This is a genomic window from Streptomyces glaucescens, from assembly GCF_000761215.1.
Taxonomy (GTDB): domain Bacteria; phylum Actinomycetota; class Actinomycetes; order Streptomycetales; family Streptomycetaceae; genus Streptomyces; species Streptomyces glaucescens_B.
In genome coordinates this window covers 6,191,145-6,206,772 of sequence record NZ_CP009438.1, presented here as the reverse complement: position 1 = coordinate 6,206,772, position 15,628 = coordinate 6,191,145, and the positions used below count along the sequence as shown (strand labels likewise).

Annotated in this window: 12 protein-coding genes and 1 pseudogene; 5 read left to right on the top strand and 8 right to left on the bottom strand. The window is 74.2% G+C overall.

Going from position 1 to position 15,628, the window contains the following annotated elements; translation table 11 throughout:
* Nucleotides 1-27: 27 nt before the first annotated feature.
* Both SGLAU_RS35525 and SGLAU_RS32990 read right to left on the bottom strand, forming a co-directional pair.
* Nucleotides 28-672: pseudogene (locus SGLAU_RS35525) on the bottom strand (phosphoribosyltransferase); the annotation flags it as partial.
* On the bottom strand, nucleotides 669-1,376 hold the full coding sequence (locus SGLAU_RS32990) for an Hsp20/alpha crystallin family protein (RefSeq protein ID WP_052413900.1): 708 nt from the start codon (nucleotides 1,374-1,376) through the stop codon (nucleotides 669-671). The pseudogene SGLAU_RS35525 and the gene SGLAU_RS32990, both read right to left, overlap by 4 nt.
* A 91-nt stretch (nucleotides 1,377-1,467) precedes the next feature.
* On the opposite strand from SGLAU_RS32990, the gene SGLAU_RS26805 reads away from it, so the two are divergent.
* Nucleotides 1,468-2,571 carry a CapA family protein gene (locus SGLAU_RS26805; protein ID WP_052413899.1) on the top strand — a complete coding sequence of 368 codons (1,104 nt, stop codon included), beginning with the start codon at nucleotides 1,468-1,470 and terminating at the stop codon, nucleotides 2,569-2,571.
* 60 nt (nucleotides 2,572-2,631) lie between these two features.
* On the opposite strand, the gene SGLAU_RS26800 is transcribed toward SGLAU_RS26805, so the two are convergent.
* Nucleotides 2,632-6,603, bottom strand: coding sequence for a glycoside hydrolase family 2 TIM barrel-domain containing protein (locus SGLAU_RS26800; protein ID WP_043505078.1), 3,972 nt, complete (start codon nucleotides 6,601-6,603; stop codon nucleotides 2,632-2,634).
* Between the two features lie 271 nt (nucleotides 6,604-6,874).
* On the opposite strand from SGLAU_RS26800, the gene SGLAU_RS26795 reads away from it, so the two are divergent.
* Both SGLAU_RS26795 and SGLAU_RS26790 read left to right on the top strand, forming a co-directional pair.
* Complete coding sequence (locus SGLAU_RS26795) at nucleotides 6,875-7,621, top strand: DUF4142 domain-containing protein (RefSeq protein WP_043505077.1); 747 nt, start codon at nucleotides 6,875-6,877, stop codon at nucleotides 7,619-7,621.
* Nucleotides 7,622-7,768: 147 nt separating this feature from the next.
* Nucleotides 7,769-8,464, top strand: coding sequence for a type 1 glutamine amidotransferase domain-containing protein (locus SGLAU_RS26790; RefSeq protein ID WP_043505075.1), 696 nt, complete (start codon nucleotides 7,769-7,771; stop codon nucleotides 8,462-8,464).
* A gap of 27 nt (nucleotides 8,465-8,491) precedes the next feature.
* On the opposite strand, the gene SGLAU_RS26785 is transcribed toward SGLAU_RS26790, so the two are convergent.
* Nucleotides 8,492-8,911: a nuclear transport factor 2 family protein gene (locus SGLAU_RS26785; RefSeq protein ID WP_043507082.1), complete on the bottom strand. Its 420-nt coding sequence runs from the start codon at nucleotides 8,909-8,911 to the stop codon at nucleotides 8,492-8,494.
* 74 nt (nucleotides 8,912-8,985) lie between these two features.
* Here SGLAU_RS26785 and SGLAU_RS26780 point away from each other — a divergent pair, with 74 nt between their 5' ends.
* Both SGLAU_RS26780 and SGLAU_RS26775 read left to right on the top strand, forming a co-directional pair.
* A complete protein-coding gene (locus SGLAU_RS26780; RefSeq protein ID WP_043505074.1) occupies nucleotides 8,986-9,558 on the top strand; it encodes a PadR family transcriptional regulator in 573 nt (190 codons plus the stop codon).
* Nucleotides 9,559-9,567: 9 nt separating this feature from the next.
* Entirely contained in the window at nucleotides 9,568-10,527 is a 960-nt protein-coding gene (locus SGLAU_RS26775) for a LysR family transcriptional regulator (protein WP_052413898.1), read from the top strand.
* Nucleotides 10,528-10,572: 45 nt separating this feature from the next.
* Here the strand turns inward: SGLAU_RS26775 and SGLAU_RS26770 are convergent, their stop codons facing one another.
* The 4 genes from SGLAU_RS26770 to SGLAU_RS26755 form a co-directional block, all read right to left on the bottom strand.
* Nucleotides 10,573-11,082, bottom strand: coding sequence for an O-acetyl-ADP-ribose deacetylase (locus tag SGLAU_RS26770; RefSeq protein WP_043505073.1), 510 nt, complete (start codon nucleotides 11,080-11,082; stop codon nucleotides 10,573-10,575).
* Nucleotides 11,079-12,491, bottom strand: a complete 1,413-nt coding sequence (locus SGLAU_RS26765; protein WP_043505072.1) for a phytoene desaturase family protein — start codon at nucleotides 12,489-12,491, stop codon at nucleotides 11,079-11,081. Before SGLAU_RS26765 ends, SGLAU_RS26770 begins: the two co-directional genes overlap by 4 nt.
* A gap of 97 nt (nucleotides 12,492-12,588) precedes the next feature.
* Nucleotides 12,589-13,434 (bottom strand): inositol monophosphatase family protein, encoded by an 846-nt coding sequence (locus tag SGLAU_RS26760; protein WP_043505070.1) that lies wholly within the window; start codon nucleotides 13,432-13,434, stop codon nucleotides 12,589-12,591.
* Between the two features lie 143 nt (nucleotides 13,435-13,577).
* Nucleotides 13,578-15,404 (bottom strand): gamma-glutamyltransferase family protein, encoded by a 1,827-nt coding sequence (locus tag SGLAU_RS26755; RefSeq protein WP_043505068.1) that lies wholly within the window; start codon nucleotides 15,402-15,404, stop codon nucleotides 13,578-13,580.
* Between the last annotated feature and the right edge of the window lie 224 nt (nucleotides 15,405-15,628).

Sequence of the window (15,628 nt, the reverse complement as noted above, 5' to 3'; positions counted from 1 at the left end):
GCACCTCACCGGGCCGCCCCCTAACCGCCGCAGCGCGTCCAGCACGTCCTCGTCGGTCAGCTGGTCGAAGTTCTCGTACCAGAGGCCGACCGCGTGGAAGGGACTGGGCCGCAGCAGGCAGACCACGTCGTCCGCCTCGGCGCGCAGCAGCTCGGACGCCTCCGCGGAGCACACGGGAGCGGCCATCACGATCCGCTCCGGGTCCCGGGCGCGCACGGCGCGGACGGCGGCGCGGGCGGTGGCGCCGGTGGCCAGTCCGTCGTCGACGATGACGGCGGTACGGCCGTGCAGTTCGGGCGCGGGGCGGCCCTGCCGGTAGCGCTCCTCGCGGCGGCGCAGCTCGGCCCGCTCCCGTTCCACCACCGGGGCGAGGTCCTCCTCGGTGAGCCCGGTGTGCTCCAGGGACCGCGGGTCGAACAGCGGGGGCCCGTCCCCGGCGATGGCGCCCACGGCGAACTCCTCGTGGAAGGGGGCCCCGATCTTGCGGACCACGAACACGTCGAGCGGAGCGCCGAGGGCCTGCGCGACCTCCCGGGCGACCGTGACGCCGCCGCGGGGCAGGGCGAGGACGACGGGGTGCGGGAGCAGGCCCTTCTCCTGGAGGATGCGCAGATGGCCGGCGAGTTCACGGCCGGCGTGCGACCGGTCGTGGAACCGTGTGCGTGTGGTCATGTGTCCGCCCCCGTCCGGCCCGCCGACGGGTCCGTCCCCGGGCCCGTCCGTACGTAGGTCACCGGGTCCGTCTCCCGGTCCGTCCGCGTCACCGATTCCGCCTCCCGGTCCGCCGGTTCGCGCGTCACCGGGTCCGTCTCCCGGTCCGTCCGCGTCACCGATTCCGTCTCCCGGTCCGCCGGTTCGCGCGTCACCGGGTCCGTCTCCCGGTCCGTGCCGCCGATCGGCAGGCGGCGCCGTTTCGGTGCCGGGGACTTGGGCACGCGGATCCGCAGGACGCCGTCGGTCAGGCTCGCCTCCGCCCCGTCGGGGTCGGCTCCGACGGGCAGCCAGGTCCGGTGGAAGAAGCGGCCGCCGTGCGAGGGCGGGCGGAGTCCGGTGTCGCGCAGGTCGCCCGTGATCCGCAGTTCGCGTTCGTCGATGTCGACCGTGATCCGCTCGCGTGGCACCCCGGGCAGCACGGCACGGATCTCGAACGCCTCGTCGGTCTCGTCCTCCTCGACCGCGGGCACCCAGGCCGGTCCGCCCCACCCGACGGGGCCCGGATCATGGCCGCGCGCCGGTGTCACCCGGCCGGGCGCGCCGCCGGTGTCACGCCACAGCCGCCACAGCTCCGCGAGCGGGTCCCGGTCCCATGGCCCGTCCCGGCCGGGCCCCCACCGCGGCAGCAGGGGGCCGCCGCCACGCCGCGCAGGCGTGTTCATGGCACGCCTCCCTTCCATGAGGCACCTCACGGGGCCCGGGTTTCCCCCGCGGGGCGGCCCACACGTGGCGGCGCGGGCCTACCGTGGAGACATGGGCGGCGGCGTCGTGACGCTGTTCCTGTGCGGAGACGTGATGCTCGGGCGCGGCGTCGACCAGATCCTCGCGCACCCCGGTGATCCGGGGCTGCGGGAGGACTACGTGCGTGACGCCCGGGGCTATGTGGCGCTGGCGGAGTCGGTGAACGGGCCGGTGCCCGCCCCGGTGGCCCCGGAGTGGCCGTGGGGGGAGTCGCTGGGCGTGCTCGCGGCGGCCGCGCCGGACGCGCGGATCGTGAACCTGGAGACCGCCGTGACGGCGGACGGCTCGTTCGCGCCCGGGAAGGCGGTGCACTACCGGATGCACCCGGCGAACCTGCCCGCCCTCACGGTGGCCCGGCCTGATGTCTGCGTGCTCGCCAACAACCACGTGCTGGACTTCGGCCGCCGGGGGCTGGCGGAGACGCTGGACGTGCTGGCCGGGGCCGGGCTGCGGGTGGCGGGCGCGGGGCGGGACGCGGACGCGGCGTACGCGCCCGCCGTGATCGACACCCGCTCCGGCGCCCGGGTGCTGGTCTTCGCGCTCGGCACGGGCTCCAGCGGCATACCGCCCGGCTGGGCGGCGGCACCGGAGCAGGCCGGGGTGGCGTACGCGCCCTCGCCGTCGCCCCCGGCCGCCGAGGCCGTGCTGCGCCGGGTGGGTCCGGTGCGGCGCCCCGGCGACATCGTGGTCGTCTCCGTGCACTGGGGTTCCAACTGGGGGTACCGCATCCCGCAGGAGCAGGTCCGTTTCGCGCACGCGCTGGTGGACGGCGGGGTGGACGTCGTCCACGGCCACTCCTCGCACCATCCGCGCCGGATCGAGGTGTACCGGGAGCGGCTGGTGCTGTACGGCTGCGGGGACTTCATCGACGACTACGAGGGCATCGCCGGCCGTACGGAGTACCGCGACGACCTGCGGCTGGCCCTGCTGGTGTCGGTGGAGACGGGGACGGGACGGCTGGCCGGGCTGCGCATGGTGCCGTTCCGGGCGCGGCGGATGCGGCTGGAGCACCCGGCCGCGGACGACCGCGCGTGGCTGCGCATGACGCTCGACGGCCTGGCCGTCGGCGCGGATGTCGTCTCCGGTCCGGAGGGCACCCTCGAAGCGCGGTGGTGAGCGCGCCGACGACGCTCCCCCGCCGCTCCCGTGGGTGCCCACGGGCGTCCTGCCCCGCGGTCACCGGGTGGCCGTGGGCCGGCGTGCGGCCGCCATCGCGTCCGCCACGTCGGCCAGCGGGCGCAGCCGGTAGCTGTGGGTGTGGTCCCGGTCGGCGAACAGCTTGAACTCGTCGTGCGTGTGGGCCCCCCAGCTGTTGTCGCCGCCCACGCCCATCTGCCGGTGGTTGACCCGCAGCACGACCGCGTCGCGGGGGGTGAGCTGGTAGTCGTGGCGCACCCCGGCGGACAGGTCCTCCGGGGTGAAGTGCGAGGCGTTGACCTCCATCAGCGGCTCTCCGCCGACCAGCAGGCCCGCGCCGCTGTCGTCGGTGAGCGCGATCCAGCGGACGTCCGTCTTGTTGCCGTTCTCCTGGGGGCGCAGGTAGGGCGTCCACTGACCGGAGACCGTGCCGGAGTACAGGCCCACGTCGGTCGCGTTGTTGCGGTCCCACTGGTTCTCCTCGGGCCCCCGGCCGTAGTAGTGCAGCCGGTCCAGGCGGCGCGGGAGGAAGAGGATGGTGCCGACCTCGGGGATGTACGGCAGGCCGGGGGCGCCCGGGCGCAGGGTGTGGTCGACCTTGATCTCACCGTTGCCGAAGACGGTGTAGGTGAGGGTGTACGCCGACGTGGTGCTGGTGGGCAGTGTGCCGCTGACCTCGATCCGCACGGCCCGGTCGCGCAGCGTGCTGACGCGCACGCCGGTGAGCGTGCGCCGGGCCCCGGCGTCGCGCCAGGTCTGGTTGCGGGTGTGCTGGCCGTTGCCGCGGTCGTTGTCGGTGGGCGCGCGCCAGTAGTTCGGCACCGGACCGGAGGTGATCAGGCGGCGCCCCGCCGCCTCGTACGAGGTGATGGTGCCGCTGCGCTTGTCGACGGTGAGGGAGAAGTCCTCGCCGCGCACCGTGACGGCCGTCGCGCCGTCGTGGTGGCGCAGTGCGGGGACGCCGTCCAGTGGTACGGGGACGACGGCCGGGACATCCGCGGCGAGGGGGAGCTGCTGCTTGGCCACCTCGAAACCGGGCTCGGCCCAGGGGGTGGCCTCCCGGGTGGTGAAGGACAGGTGCAGGAAGTACTCGGTGCCGGGTGCCGGCTTCTCCGGCAGCCGGACGGGCACCGTGATCTCCTTGCTGCTCAGCGGGGGCACGTCGAGCTGGTCGCGGGTCAGCCTGCCGTGCCGGACGGCCTTGCCGTCGGCGACGAGGGACCAGCGGCCGTCGAACTCGCGCAGGCCGGTGAACAGGTACTCGTTGGTGAGGGTGATCCGGCCGCCGGGGGTGAGGGTGCCGCCGTCGGCGGGGGTCGCGTGGATCGCCTGGTAGATCTGTTTGACCTCCGCGGCCTTGCCGGTGTGGCCGCGGTCGGCCAGGACGATGCCGTCGCCCGAGAAGGCGCCGTCGTTGGGGTTGTCGCCCCAGTCGCCGCCGTAGGCGTGGAACGTCCTGGCGCGGGGCCGGCGCTCGGTGAGCCGGGCGGTGGCGGCGTCGAACCAGAACCGCACGCCCTCGTCGCCGGGGCCGCGGTCCTGCGAGGCCAGTTCGGCGGCGGTCAGGGCACGGGCGTACACGCGGGCCCGCCGGATGGTGCCGCTGAACTCGCGGGTCGGGTTGTCGACGTCGGTGGCGAGGGCGAGGGGCGCCGTGTTGACGCCGGGGCGCCGGGTGGTGGTGCGGGTGGCGCGCACCGAGCCGTCGGCGTAGAGGGTCAGGGTGCCGGCGTCCGCGTCGAAGACGCCGGCGATGTGGTGCTCGCGGCCCGTCCAGTCGTCGGGCAGCGTCCAGTTCGCGGTGACCCACTGGCCGCCGCCGTGGATGAAGAACTCCAGCGTCCTGCCGGTCTGCTTGAGCGCGTACTGGGTGTCGCCCTTGGCGATGATCGGCTGGTGGTAGCCCGTCACGTGCGGGGTGACCCAGGCCTCCAGGGTGAGGGAGCCGGTCAGGTCCAGGCGCTCGTCGCGGGGGAAGACGGTGGCCCCCCGGACGCCCTCGGCCCGGTCGAAGCCGCCGCTGGGGTTGACGATCTCGCCGCGCAGCCCGCCCGGCCCGGTCTCGGCCAGCAGCTTGCGTGAGGGGGTGGGCCACTTCAGGGCCTGGTCGGCGAAGTCCCAGATCCAGCCGCCCTGGAGCACGTCGTGGCGGCGGACGATGTCCCAGTACTTCTTGAAGTTGCCGTTGGAGTTCCCCATGCCGTGCGAGTACTCGATCATCACGTACGGCCGGGTGTCGCGGGTGTCCCTGGCGCGGGACTCGACGGTCTGCGGAGTGTCGTACATCTCGGAGCGGATGTCGCTGATGCCGGGGCGGTCGTCGCCCTCGTACTGGATGACGCGGCTGGGATCGTAGCCCTTGATCCAGTCGTACATGGCGTTGAAGGTCCTGCCGCCGCCCGCCTCGTTGCCGAGCGACCAGATGACGACCGAGGCGTGGTTCTTGTCGCGGTGGACCATGTTCCGGGCCCTGGCCACGCACGCCTCGGTCCACTCGGGGTGGTCGCCCGGGTACTCGTCGCGGATGCCGTGGGTCTCCAGGTTGGTCTCGTCGACGAGGTACAGGCCGTACTCGTCGGCCAGTTCCAGCCAGAGCGGGTTGTTGGGATAGTGCGAGGTGCGGACGGAGTTGATGTTCAGGCGCTTGATGACCTCGATGTCCCGGACCATGTCCGCGCGGGTGAGCGCCGAGCCGCGGACGGGGTGCATCTCGTGGCGGTTGGTGCCGCGGAAGGAGACCGGCCTGCCGTTGATCCGCAGCAGGCCGTCCTTGAGGGCGAACTCCCTGAGGCCGACCCGGTGGGAGAGGGTCTCGGTCACCTTTCCGGCGGGGTCGCGCAGCTGGAGGACGGCGGTGTAGAGGTAGGGGTGCTCGGCCGACCAGAGGCGGGGTCCGGGGACGGCCCGGGCGGCTTCGACGGTGGCCTCGCCGCCGGGCGGCACGTCGACGGGCCGCCGGAGGGGGCGGCGCCAGACGGGGCGGCCGCCGGCGTCGTACAGCATCACGTCGACCGTGTACCGCCGGCCGTCCGCGGCGTCGCGTCCGCCGTCGTCACCGCGGCCCTCGCCGGGCTCCCCGTACGCGCGCACCTGCGCGGTGACCTTCAGCTCGGCGGTCCGGTAGTCGTCGCCCAGCGGGGTGTCGAGCTTGAAGTCCCGCAGGTGCACGGCCGGAGTGGAGTACAGGTAGACCGAGCGGAAGATGCCGCTCAGCCGGATCATGTCCTGGTCCTCCAGCCAGTCCCCGTCGGAGTAGCGGTAGACCTCGACGGCGATCTGGTTGGTGCCGGGCACGAGGAGCCGGGTGATGTCGTACTCGGCGGGGGTGTACGAGTCCTCGCTGTAGCCCGCCGGCTTGCCGTTGATCCAGACGTAGTGGGCGGACTTCACCCCCTCGAAGTGGAGGAAGGTCCGCCGTCCCGACCAGTCGCGGGGCACGGTGAAGGTGCGGCGGTACTGGCCGACCGGGTTGTACCGGGTGGGGGCGGCCGGCGGCCGGGCGTCCTCGCCGCGGCCGTTGGGGCCCCACCAGGGATAGGTGATGTTGACGTAGACCGGGCGGTCGTAGCCGTGCAGCTGCCAGGCAGAGGGGACGGGCAGGGTGTCCCAGTCGCGGTCGTCGAGGTCGGTGCGGTGGAAGTCGGGATCGCGGTCGTCGGGGCGCTCGGCGTGGGCGAACTTCCAGGTGCCGTCGAGGCTCAGCCGGTACGGCGACCGGGTGCGGTCGCCGGCCAGGGCCTGGGCGAGGTCGCCGTACGGCATCAGGGTGGTGTGCGGTGGTTCGGTGCCCAGCCGGAAGACGCCGATGCTGCCGTTCCACTCCGGGCGGCCGTCCGGCGCGGCGGCGAGCGGTCCGGTGACGGGCCGGCCGGCGGCGTGCGCGGCGCCGGGCGACCCGGACAGGGCGAGCGCGCCGAGGAAGGCGGCGCCCCCCTCCAGCAGCCGGCGGCGGCTGACGAACGGGTGGCCGGCGGGCGGTTCGGGGCGGTGGGCGTGCGGCGCGTGCGGCATGACCGTGACCTTCCTCGGGTGAAACCACTCAACTCACCGGTGCCAGGGGACTTCTGAGCCCCGGTCACCCTAGGACTCCAACACAACCGAAGCAATGACGCCGTCGCGGTCTGTTCGGTTCTGTTGGGCCAGTCGGCCGACATCCACCCATGACCGGCCGGTTGTGGCGCACCCCACACCGCCCGGCGGAAGAAATTCACCGGCGCGCTGATCGATCCGCCCGGCGTCTGCGTACCCCCTGGCGTACAACGCGCTCGCGTCTGGAGGCAGCATGCGGATGTCCCGCAACACGGCAGGAAGCGTCTTCGTGTTCGGCGCGCTGGGTCTGACCCTGGCTGCGCTCGCGTACCCCGCCATGCTCGGGGTCGAGAACACGTCCACGACGGCGGACCGCATCATCGCCAACACCCGCTACGGGCCGCTGACCGAGGCGGACCGCGACTTCGTGGTCAAGGTGCGGGCGGCCGGGCTGTGGGAGTACCCGCTGGGCGAGCTGGCGATGGAACGGGGCACGACACCGGAGATGAAGGAGGCCGGCGCGCACCTGATCGTCGGGCACTCCCGCCTGGACGAGACCTGCCGCCGGATCGCCCCGGAGCTGGGCATCACCCTGCCCAACCAGGCCAGCCCCCAGCAGCAGCAGTTCGTGGCGACCGCGGCGGCGGAGAACGGACGGCAGTTCGACTCCACGGCCGTCACCATCATGCGGGTGACGCACGGGCAGATCTTCCCGGTCGTCGCCAAGATCCGCGCCAACACCCGCAACAGCCTGGTGCGGGAACTCGCCGACCAGGCCAACGACACGGTCCTCGACCACATCACCGTGCTGGAGAAGACCGGCCTGGTCAATCACGAGCAGGTGAACTTCCAGCAGACCTCCCCGCCGAAGCTGCCCGCGGACCAGCTCACCCCGCCCCCGCCGCAGCCGGGCTCGCCGGTGCTGGTGCTGGAGCCGCGGCCGGATCTGAACATCAACACGGCGACGCCCTCCCCGACGCCCGCGCCGACCTCCCGGTGACGGCCGGGCGCCTCACCGCGGAGCCGTTCGGGTTATTCCTGCGCATCCATCGGCCTGCCTATGCCGGACATTGGATTCGTCATTGGAAACGCCCCGGCGGGCGGGCCTAACGTCGACGGCATCGAAGCACCCCCTTGGGAGAGCAGCATGTCGAAGATCCTGTTCGTGATGACCGGCGCCGACCACTGGACGCTGAACGACGGCACCCGGCACCCGACCGGCTTCTGGGCCGAGGAGGCCGTCGCCCCGTACGAGGCGTTCCGCGCCGCCGGTCACGAGGTCGTCGTCGCCACGCCCGGCGGCGTCGTGCCCACCGTCGACAAGGCCAGCCTCGCGGCCGAGGTCAACGGGGGCCAGGAGGGCGCCGACCGGATCGCGGCGGCGCTGGCCTCGATGACCGAGCTGGAGCGGCCGGTCCGGCTGGAGGACGTCGACCTGGACGAGTACGCGGCCGTGTTCTACCCCGGCGGCCACGGCCCCATGGAGGACCTGGCGGTGAACGCCGCCTCCGGCCGGCTGCTGACCGACGCGCTGGTCTCCGGCAAGCCGCTGGGCGTGGTCTGCCACGGACCGGCCGCGATGCTGGCCGCGACGCGCGAGGACGGCTCGAACGTGTTCGCCGGGTACGAGGTGGCCGCGTTCACCGACGCCGAGGAGATCCAGGGCGGCCTGGCCGACAAGGCGAAGTGGCTGCTGCAGTCGCGGCTCACCGAGGCCGGTGTGACCGTACGCGCCGGTGAGCCGTGGGCGCCGAACGTGGTCGTCGACCGCAACCTGGTGACCGGCCAGAACCCGGCGTCGTCCGCGCCGCTCGCCACCGAGCTGCTGAAGAAGCTGGCCTGAGCCGGCCGGGCGCCCGGCCCGTGCCGGTCAGGCGCCCGCCGCCTCGGCGGCGATCCGGTCGAACTGCGCGCCCATGGCCTCGGCCAGGGCCTGCGCGGCGGACAGCGGGCGGACCATGACGGTGAAGTCGTCGATCCGCCCCTCGTCGTCGACGTGCAGGAAGTCGCAGCCCTGGATCCGCTTGCCGTTCACCGTGGCGGTGAAGACGAGCGCGTGGTCGCGACCGCCCGGATCGGCGATCTCCCGGACGTAGCGGAAGTCCTCGAACACCCTCAGCACTCCGCGCAGGATCGCCGCGGTGATCGCCTTCCCCTCGTACGGCCTGAACGCCACGGGGCTGGTGAAGACCACGTGCTCCGCCAGCAGTGCCTCCACCGCCCGCGTGTCGCGTTCCTCGACGGCCGTCCGGAACGCGTGCGCGGTCGCCGTGGCACCTGTGGAAGCCATGTCCATGCGAACTCTCCCGCCCTGCATCGATACTCAACAAGTTGAATAGGTGCGTTGGAGAGTAGGGTGACGGCATGGCTCTGCGCAATGCCGTGATGGCGGCCCTTCTGGAGGGAGAGGCGTCCGGGTACGACCTGGCCAAGGGCTTCGACGCCTCGGTCGCCAACTTCTGGACGGCCACACCCCAGCAGCTCTACCGGGAACTGGACCGCATGGAACGCGAGGGCCTGGTCGGCACCCGCGTGGTACGCCAGGAGCGGCGCCCGGACAAACGGCTGTTCTCGCTGACCGACGCGGGGTACGCGGCACTGCGCGCGTTCCTCGCCGAGCCGATCGGCAGGCCCACCGCGATCCGGGACGCCCTCCTGGTCAAGGTGCAGTGCGCCGACGTGGGCGAGCTGGACGCCGTGCGCGCCCAGCTCGCGGAGCGCCTTGAGTGGGGGCGCGCCAAGCTGGCCCGTTACAGGCGACTGCGGGAACGGCTGCTCCAGGGCCGCGACGAGGCGGAGTACCTGGCCACGGCCGACCGTGCGGGCCCCTATCTGACGCTGTTGCGCGGCATCTCCTTCGAGGAGGAGAACCTCCGCTGGGGGGAGACGGCGCTGCGGGTGCTCGCCGCACGGGCGTCCGCCATAAGCGACCGATAGGCTCGCGCTGTGAGGCATAAGGACCCCGATGGCTCCCCCGGCCCGGGCGGTGAGACCCCGCCCGGTGCGCACCCGGGAGCGGACCTGAACCTGCTGCGCACGTTCCTGGCGGTGTACCGCTCGGGCTCGTTCACCGCCGCGGCCGGGCTGCTCGGCGTGTCGCAGCCGACCGTGACGACGCAGATCCGGGCGCTGGAACGGCAGTCCGGGCGGGAGCTGTTCGAGCGGCTGCCGCGGGGCGTCGCGCCGACCGCCGTCGCCCACGACCTCGCCGCCCGGGTGGCGGCGCCGCTGGACGCGCTCGCCGCCGCCACCGGGCAGGACACGGGCGCGGAGGAGCGGGCCGCGCCCGTGCACCTGGCCGGTCCCGCCGAGCTGATGTGCCTCCGGGTGCTGCCGGCCCTCGCCCCGCTGACCGCCGGGGGGCTGCGGCTGAGGGTGACGCCCGGCCTGACCGAGGGGCTGCTGGAGGAACTGCGCGCCGGACGCCACGACCTGGTGATCGCCACCTACCGGCCGCGCGGGCGGGCGCTCACCGCGCTGCCGCTGACGGACGAGGAGTTCGTCCTGGTCGCCGCGCCCGTCTGGGCGGACCGGCTGACGGGCCGGGTGGCCGCCGAGGGGCCCGACGCGCTGCGCGACGTCCCGCTCGTCAGCTACGCGGAGGACCTGCCGATCGCCCGCCGCTACTGGCGGCACGTCTTCGGCGCCCGGCTGTCCCGGCCGGCCGCCGTGACCGTCCCCGACCTGCGCGGAGTGCTCGCCGCGGTGGTCGCGGGGGCCGGTTTCACCGTGCTGCCGCGCTATCTGTGCCAGGACGAGCTGTCGTCCGGCGCGCTGGTGCCGCTGCTGGAGCCGGAGGACCCGCCCATCAACACCGGGTACCTCGTCCAGCGCCCCGGCCGCCCCGGCAACCCGGACGTGATCCGGGTCCGTGATCTGCTGCTGGAGGCGGGCCGCGCCTGGTGACGCCGGGCGGACGGCGACACGGGAGCCGGCCTCCGGTGCGGCCCCTCAGCCGATCCGCCGGGCGAACGCCGCGTACGCGCGGTCGTCGAAGAGGACGAAGCGGATCTCCTCGACCGCCGTCGGGGTGTCCCGTACGGTCTCCACCGCGATGCGGGCCGCGTCGTCCAGCGGCCAGCCGTAGACGCCGGTGGAGATCGCCGGGAAGGCGACCGTGCGGGCGCCCAGTTCATCGGCGACGCGCAGGCACTCCCGGTGGCAGGAGGCGAGCAGGCCGGAGCGGTCCTCCGTGGCGGACCAGACGGGGCCGACGGTGTGGATGACCCAGCGGGCGTTCAGCTCGCCCGCCGTGGTGGCGACGGCCCGGCCCGTGGGCAGGCCCCCGCCGAACCGGGACGCGCGCAGCCTGCGGCACTCCTCCAGGATCGCGGGGCCGCCGCGGCGGTGGATGGCGCCGTCGACGCCTCCGCCGCCGAGCAGGGCGGAGTTGGCCGCGTTGACCAGGGCGTCGGCGGACTCGCGGGTGATGTCGCCCTGGGTGAGGGTGAGCCTGGTCATCGGGCCCGCCTCAGCCTGCGCCAGACGGCCTTCGCCGCGTTGTGGCCGGACATGCCGTGCACACCGGGGCCGGGCGGGGTGGCCGACGAGCAGATGAAGACCGCCGGGTGCGGCGTGCGGTACGGGGACAGGGTGAGCCGGGGGCGCAGCAGGGTCTGCAGCCCGGAGACGGCTCCGGAGGCGATGTCGCCGCCGACGTAGTTGGCGTTGCGGTCGGCCAGTTCGGGCGGCCCCGCCGTGGCGCGGGCGAGGATTCGGTCGCGGAATCCCGGGGCGAAGCGCTCGAGTTGGCGTTCCATGGCGTCGGTGAGGTCGCCGGTCCAGCCGGCGGGGACGTGCCCGTACGCCCAGAAGACGTGGTGGCCGGCGGGGGCACGGGTGGGGTCGACCACACCCGGCTGCACGGTGATCATGAACGGGCGGCCGGGTGCGCGGCCCTCGCGGGAGGCGGCGCGCAGGGCGGTGCCGATCTCCGCGGAGTCCGCCCCGATCTGGACGGTGCCGGCGGTGCGGGCCTCGGGCGCGGTCCACGGGACGGGGCCGTCCAGCGCGTAGTCGATCTTGAAGACGCCCGGTCCGTACCGGTAGTTGTCGTAGTGGCGGCCGAAGCCGGCGATGCGTGCCAGGGCGGTGGGCGAGGTGTCGAAGACGTAGGCGCGGGCGGGCGGCAGGTCGTCGAGGCGCTTGACCTCGAAGTCGGTGTGGATGATGCCGCCGAGGTCCTTCAGGTAGCCGGCGAGGGCGTCCGAGACGGCCTGCGAGCCGCCCTGTGCCAGGGGCCAGCCGCGGGCGTGCGCGGCGAGCGCGAAGACCAGGCCGATGGCGCCGGTGGCCAGCCCGCTGAGCGGGGCCATGACGTGGGCGACGAGCCCGGCGAACAGGGTCTTGGCGCGCTCGTCGTGGAAGCGCCGGGTGAGCCAGGTCGACGGGGGCAGGCCGGCCAGGCCGAAGCGGGCGAGGGTGACCGGGTCGCGTGGCAGCGCGGTGCGCGGCAGGGACATGAAGTCCCGGACGAGGGTGTCCCACCGGGGCAGGAACGGCTCGACGAGTCTGCGGTACGGACCCGCGTCGCGGGGGCCGAAGGACGCGGCGGTCTCCGCCACCGAGCGGGACAGGACGGCGGCGGTGCCGTCGGTGAAGGGGTGGGCCATGGGCAGCTCGGGCTGGAGCCAGCGCAGGCCGTACCGCTCCAGCGGCAGGGCGCGGAACGCGGGCGAGTTGATGCCGAGGGGGTGGGCGGCGGCGCACGGGTCGTGCCGGAAGCCGGGCAGGGTCAGTTCCTCGGTGCGGGCTCCCCCGCCGACGGTGTCCCGCGCCTCGAAGAGCGCCACGGAGAAACCGCGGCGGGCCAGTTCGACGGCGGCCGTCAGTCCGTTCGGCCCCGCTCCCACCACGACCGCATCGAGCATCGACGGCACTGTCGGACCCCTTCGTCAGCCGGTGGCCACTGGGACATCAGGATATGCCGGGGCGCCGAACGCCCCGCGCGGCGGGGGCGGGGGCCGGTCAGCCCGCCGAGGCCAGCAGCGCCGCCACCCGGCGGGCCGTCGCCGCGTCGCGGGCGGCGGTGAAGGGCAGGGGGTTGCCGCCGGTGATGCGGAAGGGCTCACCGGTGAGGGTCAGGTGGGCTCCGCCCGCCTCCTCGACGAGGAGCAGGCCGGCCGCGTGGTCCCACGCGGCCTCCCACGAGAAGGCCACGGCGTCGGATTCTCCCCGGGCGACGGCCAGGTACTCCAGGCCGGCCGAGCCGCACGGCCTCGCTGCGACGCCCTCCGTGCGCAGGCCGAGCAGGGCGCGCTTCTGGTCGTCGGTGGTGTAGTCCGGGTGGGAGGTGGCGACGCGCAGGTCCCGGCCGGGCGTGGGCGGGCCCGCGTACAGCCGCTCGCCGTCCAGGAAGGCGCCCCGGCCCCTGACCGCGGTGGCGAGCTGGTCGCGGGCGGGCGCGTAGGTCCAGGAGGCGTGCAGCACGCCGTGCCGGGCGAGGGCGACCAGGGTGCAGAAGCCGTCCTCACCGTGCACGAACTGCCGGGTGCCGTCGACGGGGTCGACGATCCACACCGGCGCGTCGCCCCGTATCGCCTCGTACGTGGCGGGGTTGGCGTGCACCGCCTCTTCGCCGACGACGACGGAACCGGGCAGCAGCGCGCCCAGCGCCTCGGTCAGGTACAGCTCGGCCTTGCGGTCGGCGTCCGTGACCAGGTCGTGCGGGCCGCTCTTCTGGTCGACCTCGTGCGCGGCCAGTTGCCGGAAGCGCGGCATGATCTCCGCGGCGGCCGCCTTGCGGACCGCCTCCTCCACGTCGGCCGCGTGCCGGGCGAGAAACTCGTCGATGGTTCCGCTGTCTTCGATCATGACTCCATGAGAGCACGCGCCACTGACAATCCCCACCCGGCCGGTGCACTCACGATGGAATCGGGATGAACGGCGCGGCGGCGCGGGCGGGCCCGCGGACCGCCGGACCGCCGGACCGCCCCTCAGCCGTCGCCCCCGGGGATTCAGCGGCCCACCGCGTACCCCTGCATGCCCCGCGGGTTCGCCGCCGCCGACAGCACGCCGGTCTCCGGGTCCCGGGCGACCGCGCACAGCCGCCCCTCGGACCAGGCGTCGCCCACCGTCACCCGGTGTCCGCGCCGCCTCAGCTCCGCCACGACGGCCGGGTCCGTGCGGGACTCCACGGTGACGCTGCCCGGGCGCATGCCGCGGGGGAAGAAGGAGCCGGGGAAGCTGTCGTTGTGCCAGTTCGGGGCGTCGATCGCGCCCTGCAGGTCGAGTGCGCCGCGGACCGGGCGGCGCAGCGCGGCGGCCAGGAAGAAGTGCAGCTGCCACTGGTCCTGCTGGTCGCCGCCGGGCGTGCCGAAGGCCAGCACCGGCACGCCGTGGCGCAGCGCGATCGACGGGGTGAGCGTGGTGCGGGGGCGGCGCCCCGGGGTGAGGGTGTTGGGCAGGCCCTCCTCCAGCCAGGTCATCTGCAGCCGGGTGCCGAGCGGGAAGCCCAGTTCGGGGACGACGGGGTTGGACTGGAGCCAGCCGCCGCTGGGGGTGGCCGCGACCATGTTGCCCCAGCGGTCGACCACGTCGAGGTGGCAGGTGTCCCCGCGGGTACCGCCGTCCGCGGCGACGGCCGGCTCCCCCGGCACCGGCGCCGTCGCGCTCATGGCGACCGTCGGCTCGCCCGCGCCCGCCGCGCCCGCGGCCCGCTCCACGGCGGCCTCCACGCGCGCGTGGCGGGACAGCCGGGGGACCCGGCCGCCGGGGCTGCCGGGCCGCAGCTCGTACGACGCCCGCTCCCCCACCAACGTCCGCCGCTGTGCGTTGTACGCGTCCGACAGCAGCGCCTCCAGGGGCACCTCGGCGGCGTCGCCGTACCAGGCCTCCCGGTCGGCCATGGCGAGCTTGCAGCCCTCGACGAGCAGGTGGACGTAGTCGGCCGAGCCGTACGCGGGCAGCTCCGGCGGGAGCAGGGCGAGCTGCTGGAGGAGGACGGGACCCTGGCTCCAGGGGCCGGCCTTGCACACGGTCCAGCCGTTCCAGTCGTAGGTGGCGGGCGCCTCGTAGGAGGCCGACCAGGCGGCGAGGTCGTCGCCCGTGAGGGTGCCGGTGTGGCGCTCGCCGCTGGTGTCCAGGGTGGGACGGCCCGCCTGCCGTATCAGGGCCTCGGCGATGAAGCCGGTGCGCCACACCTCCCGCGCGGCCTCGATCTGCGCCTCCCGGTCCCCGGCACCGGCGACCTCGGCCAGGAGCCGCTTCCAGGTGGCGGCGAGGGCGGGGTTGCGCAGCAGCTGTCCGGCCCGGGGCGCCTTCCCGCCGGGCAGGTAGACCTCCGCGGAGGAGGTCCACTCCGTCTCGAACAGCTCCCGCACGGTCTCCACGGTCGCGCCGACGTTGTCCACGGGCGCGTGGCCGTGCTCGGCGTATCCGATGGCGTACTTGAGGACGTCGGCCGGCGTCCTGGTGCCGTGGTCGCGCAGCAGCAGCATCCAGGCGTCGAACGCGCCGGGCACGGCGGCGGCGAGCGGACCGGTGCCGGGCACGAGCTCCAGGCCCAGTCCCCGGTAGTGGGCGGCCGTCGCCCCGGCCGGCGCGACGCCCTGGCCGCACAGCACCCGCACCTCGCCGCCCGTGGGGGCGAGCAGGATGGGCACTTCCCCGGCGGGCCCGTTGAGGTGCGGTTCGACGACGTGCAGCACGAACGCGCCCGCCACGGCCGCGTCGTACGCGTTCCCGCCGTCCTCCAGCACGGCCATCGCCGACTGGGACGCCAGCCAATGGGTGGAGGACACCATGCCGAAGGTGCCCTGAAGGGTGGGTCGGGTGGTGAACATACGGCTTCACACCTCGCTGTCCGCAGGTCGGCGTCAGGATCCCGGTCACCTGACCAGCCGCAGGCTATCGATCACCCCGCCGCGGCGGGGGCGTTCCGCACCGGCCGGACGCGCTCGGGGAAGCCGCACACCCCCCTGGACATAACGGGCGAAGACGGCGGCGTCGGTGAGGCTGAGTCACCGCGCGGGCACGGAGCGAGTTGGCACTTCCGCCCCACAGAGAC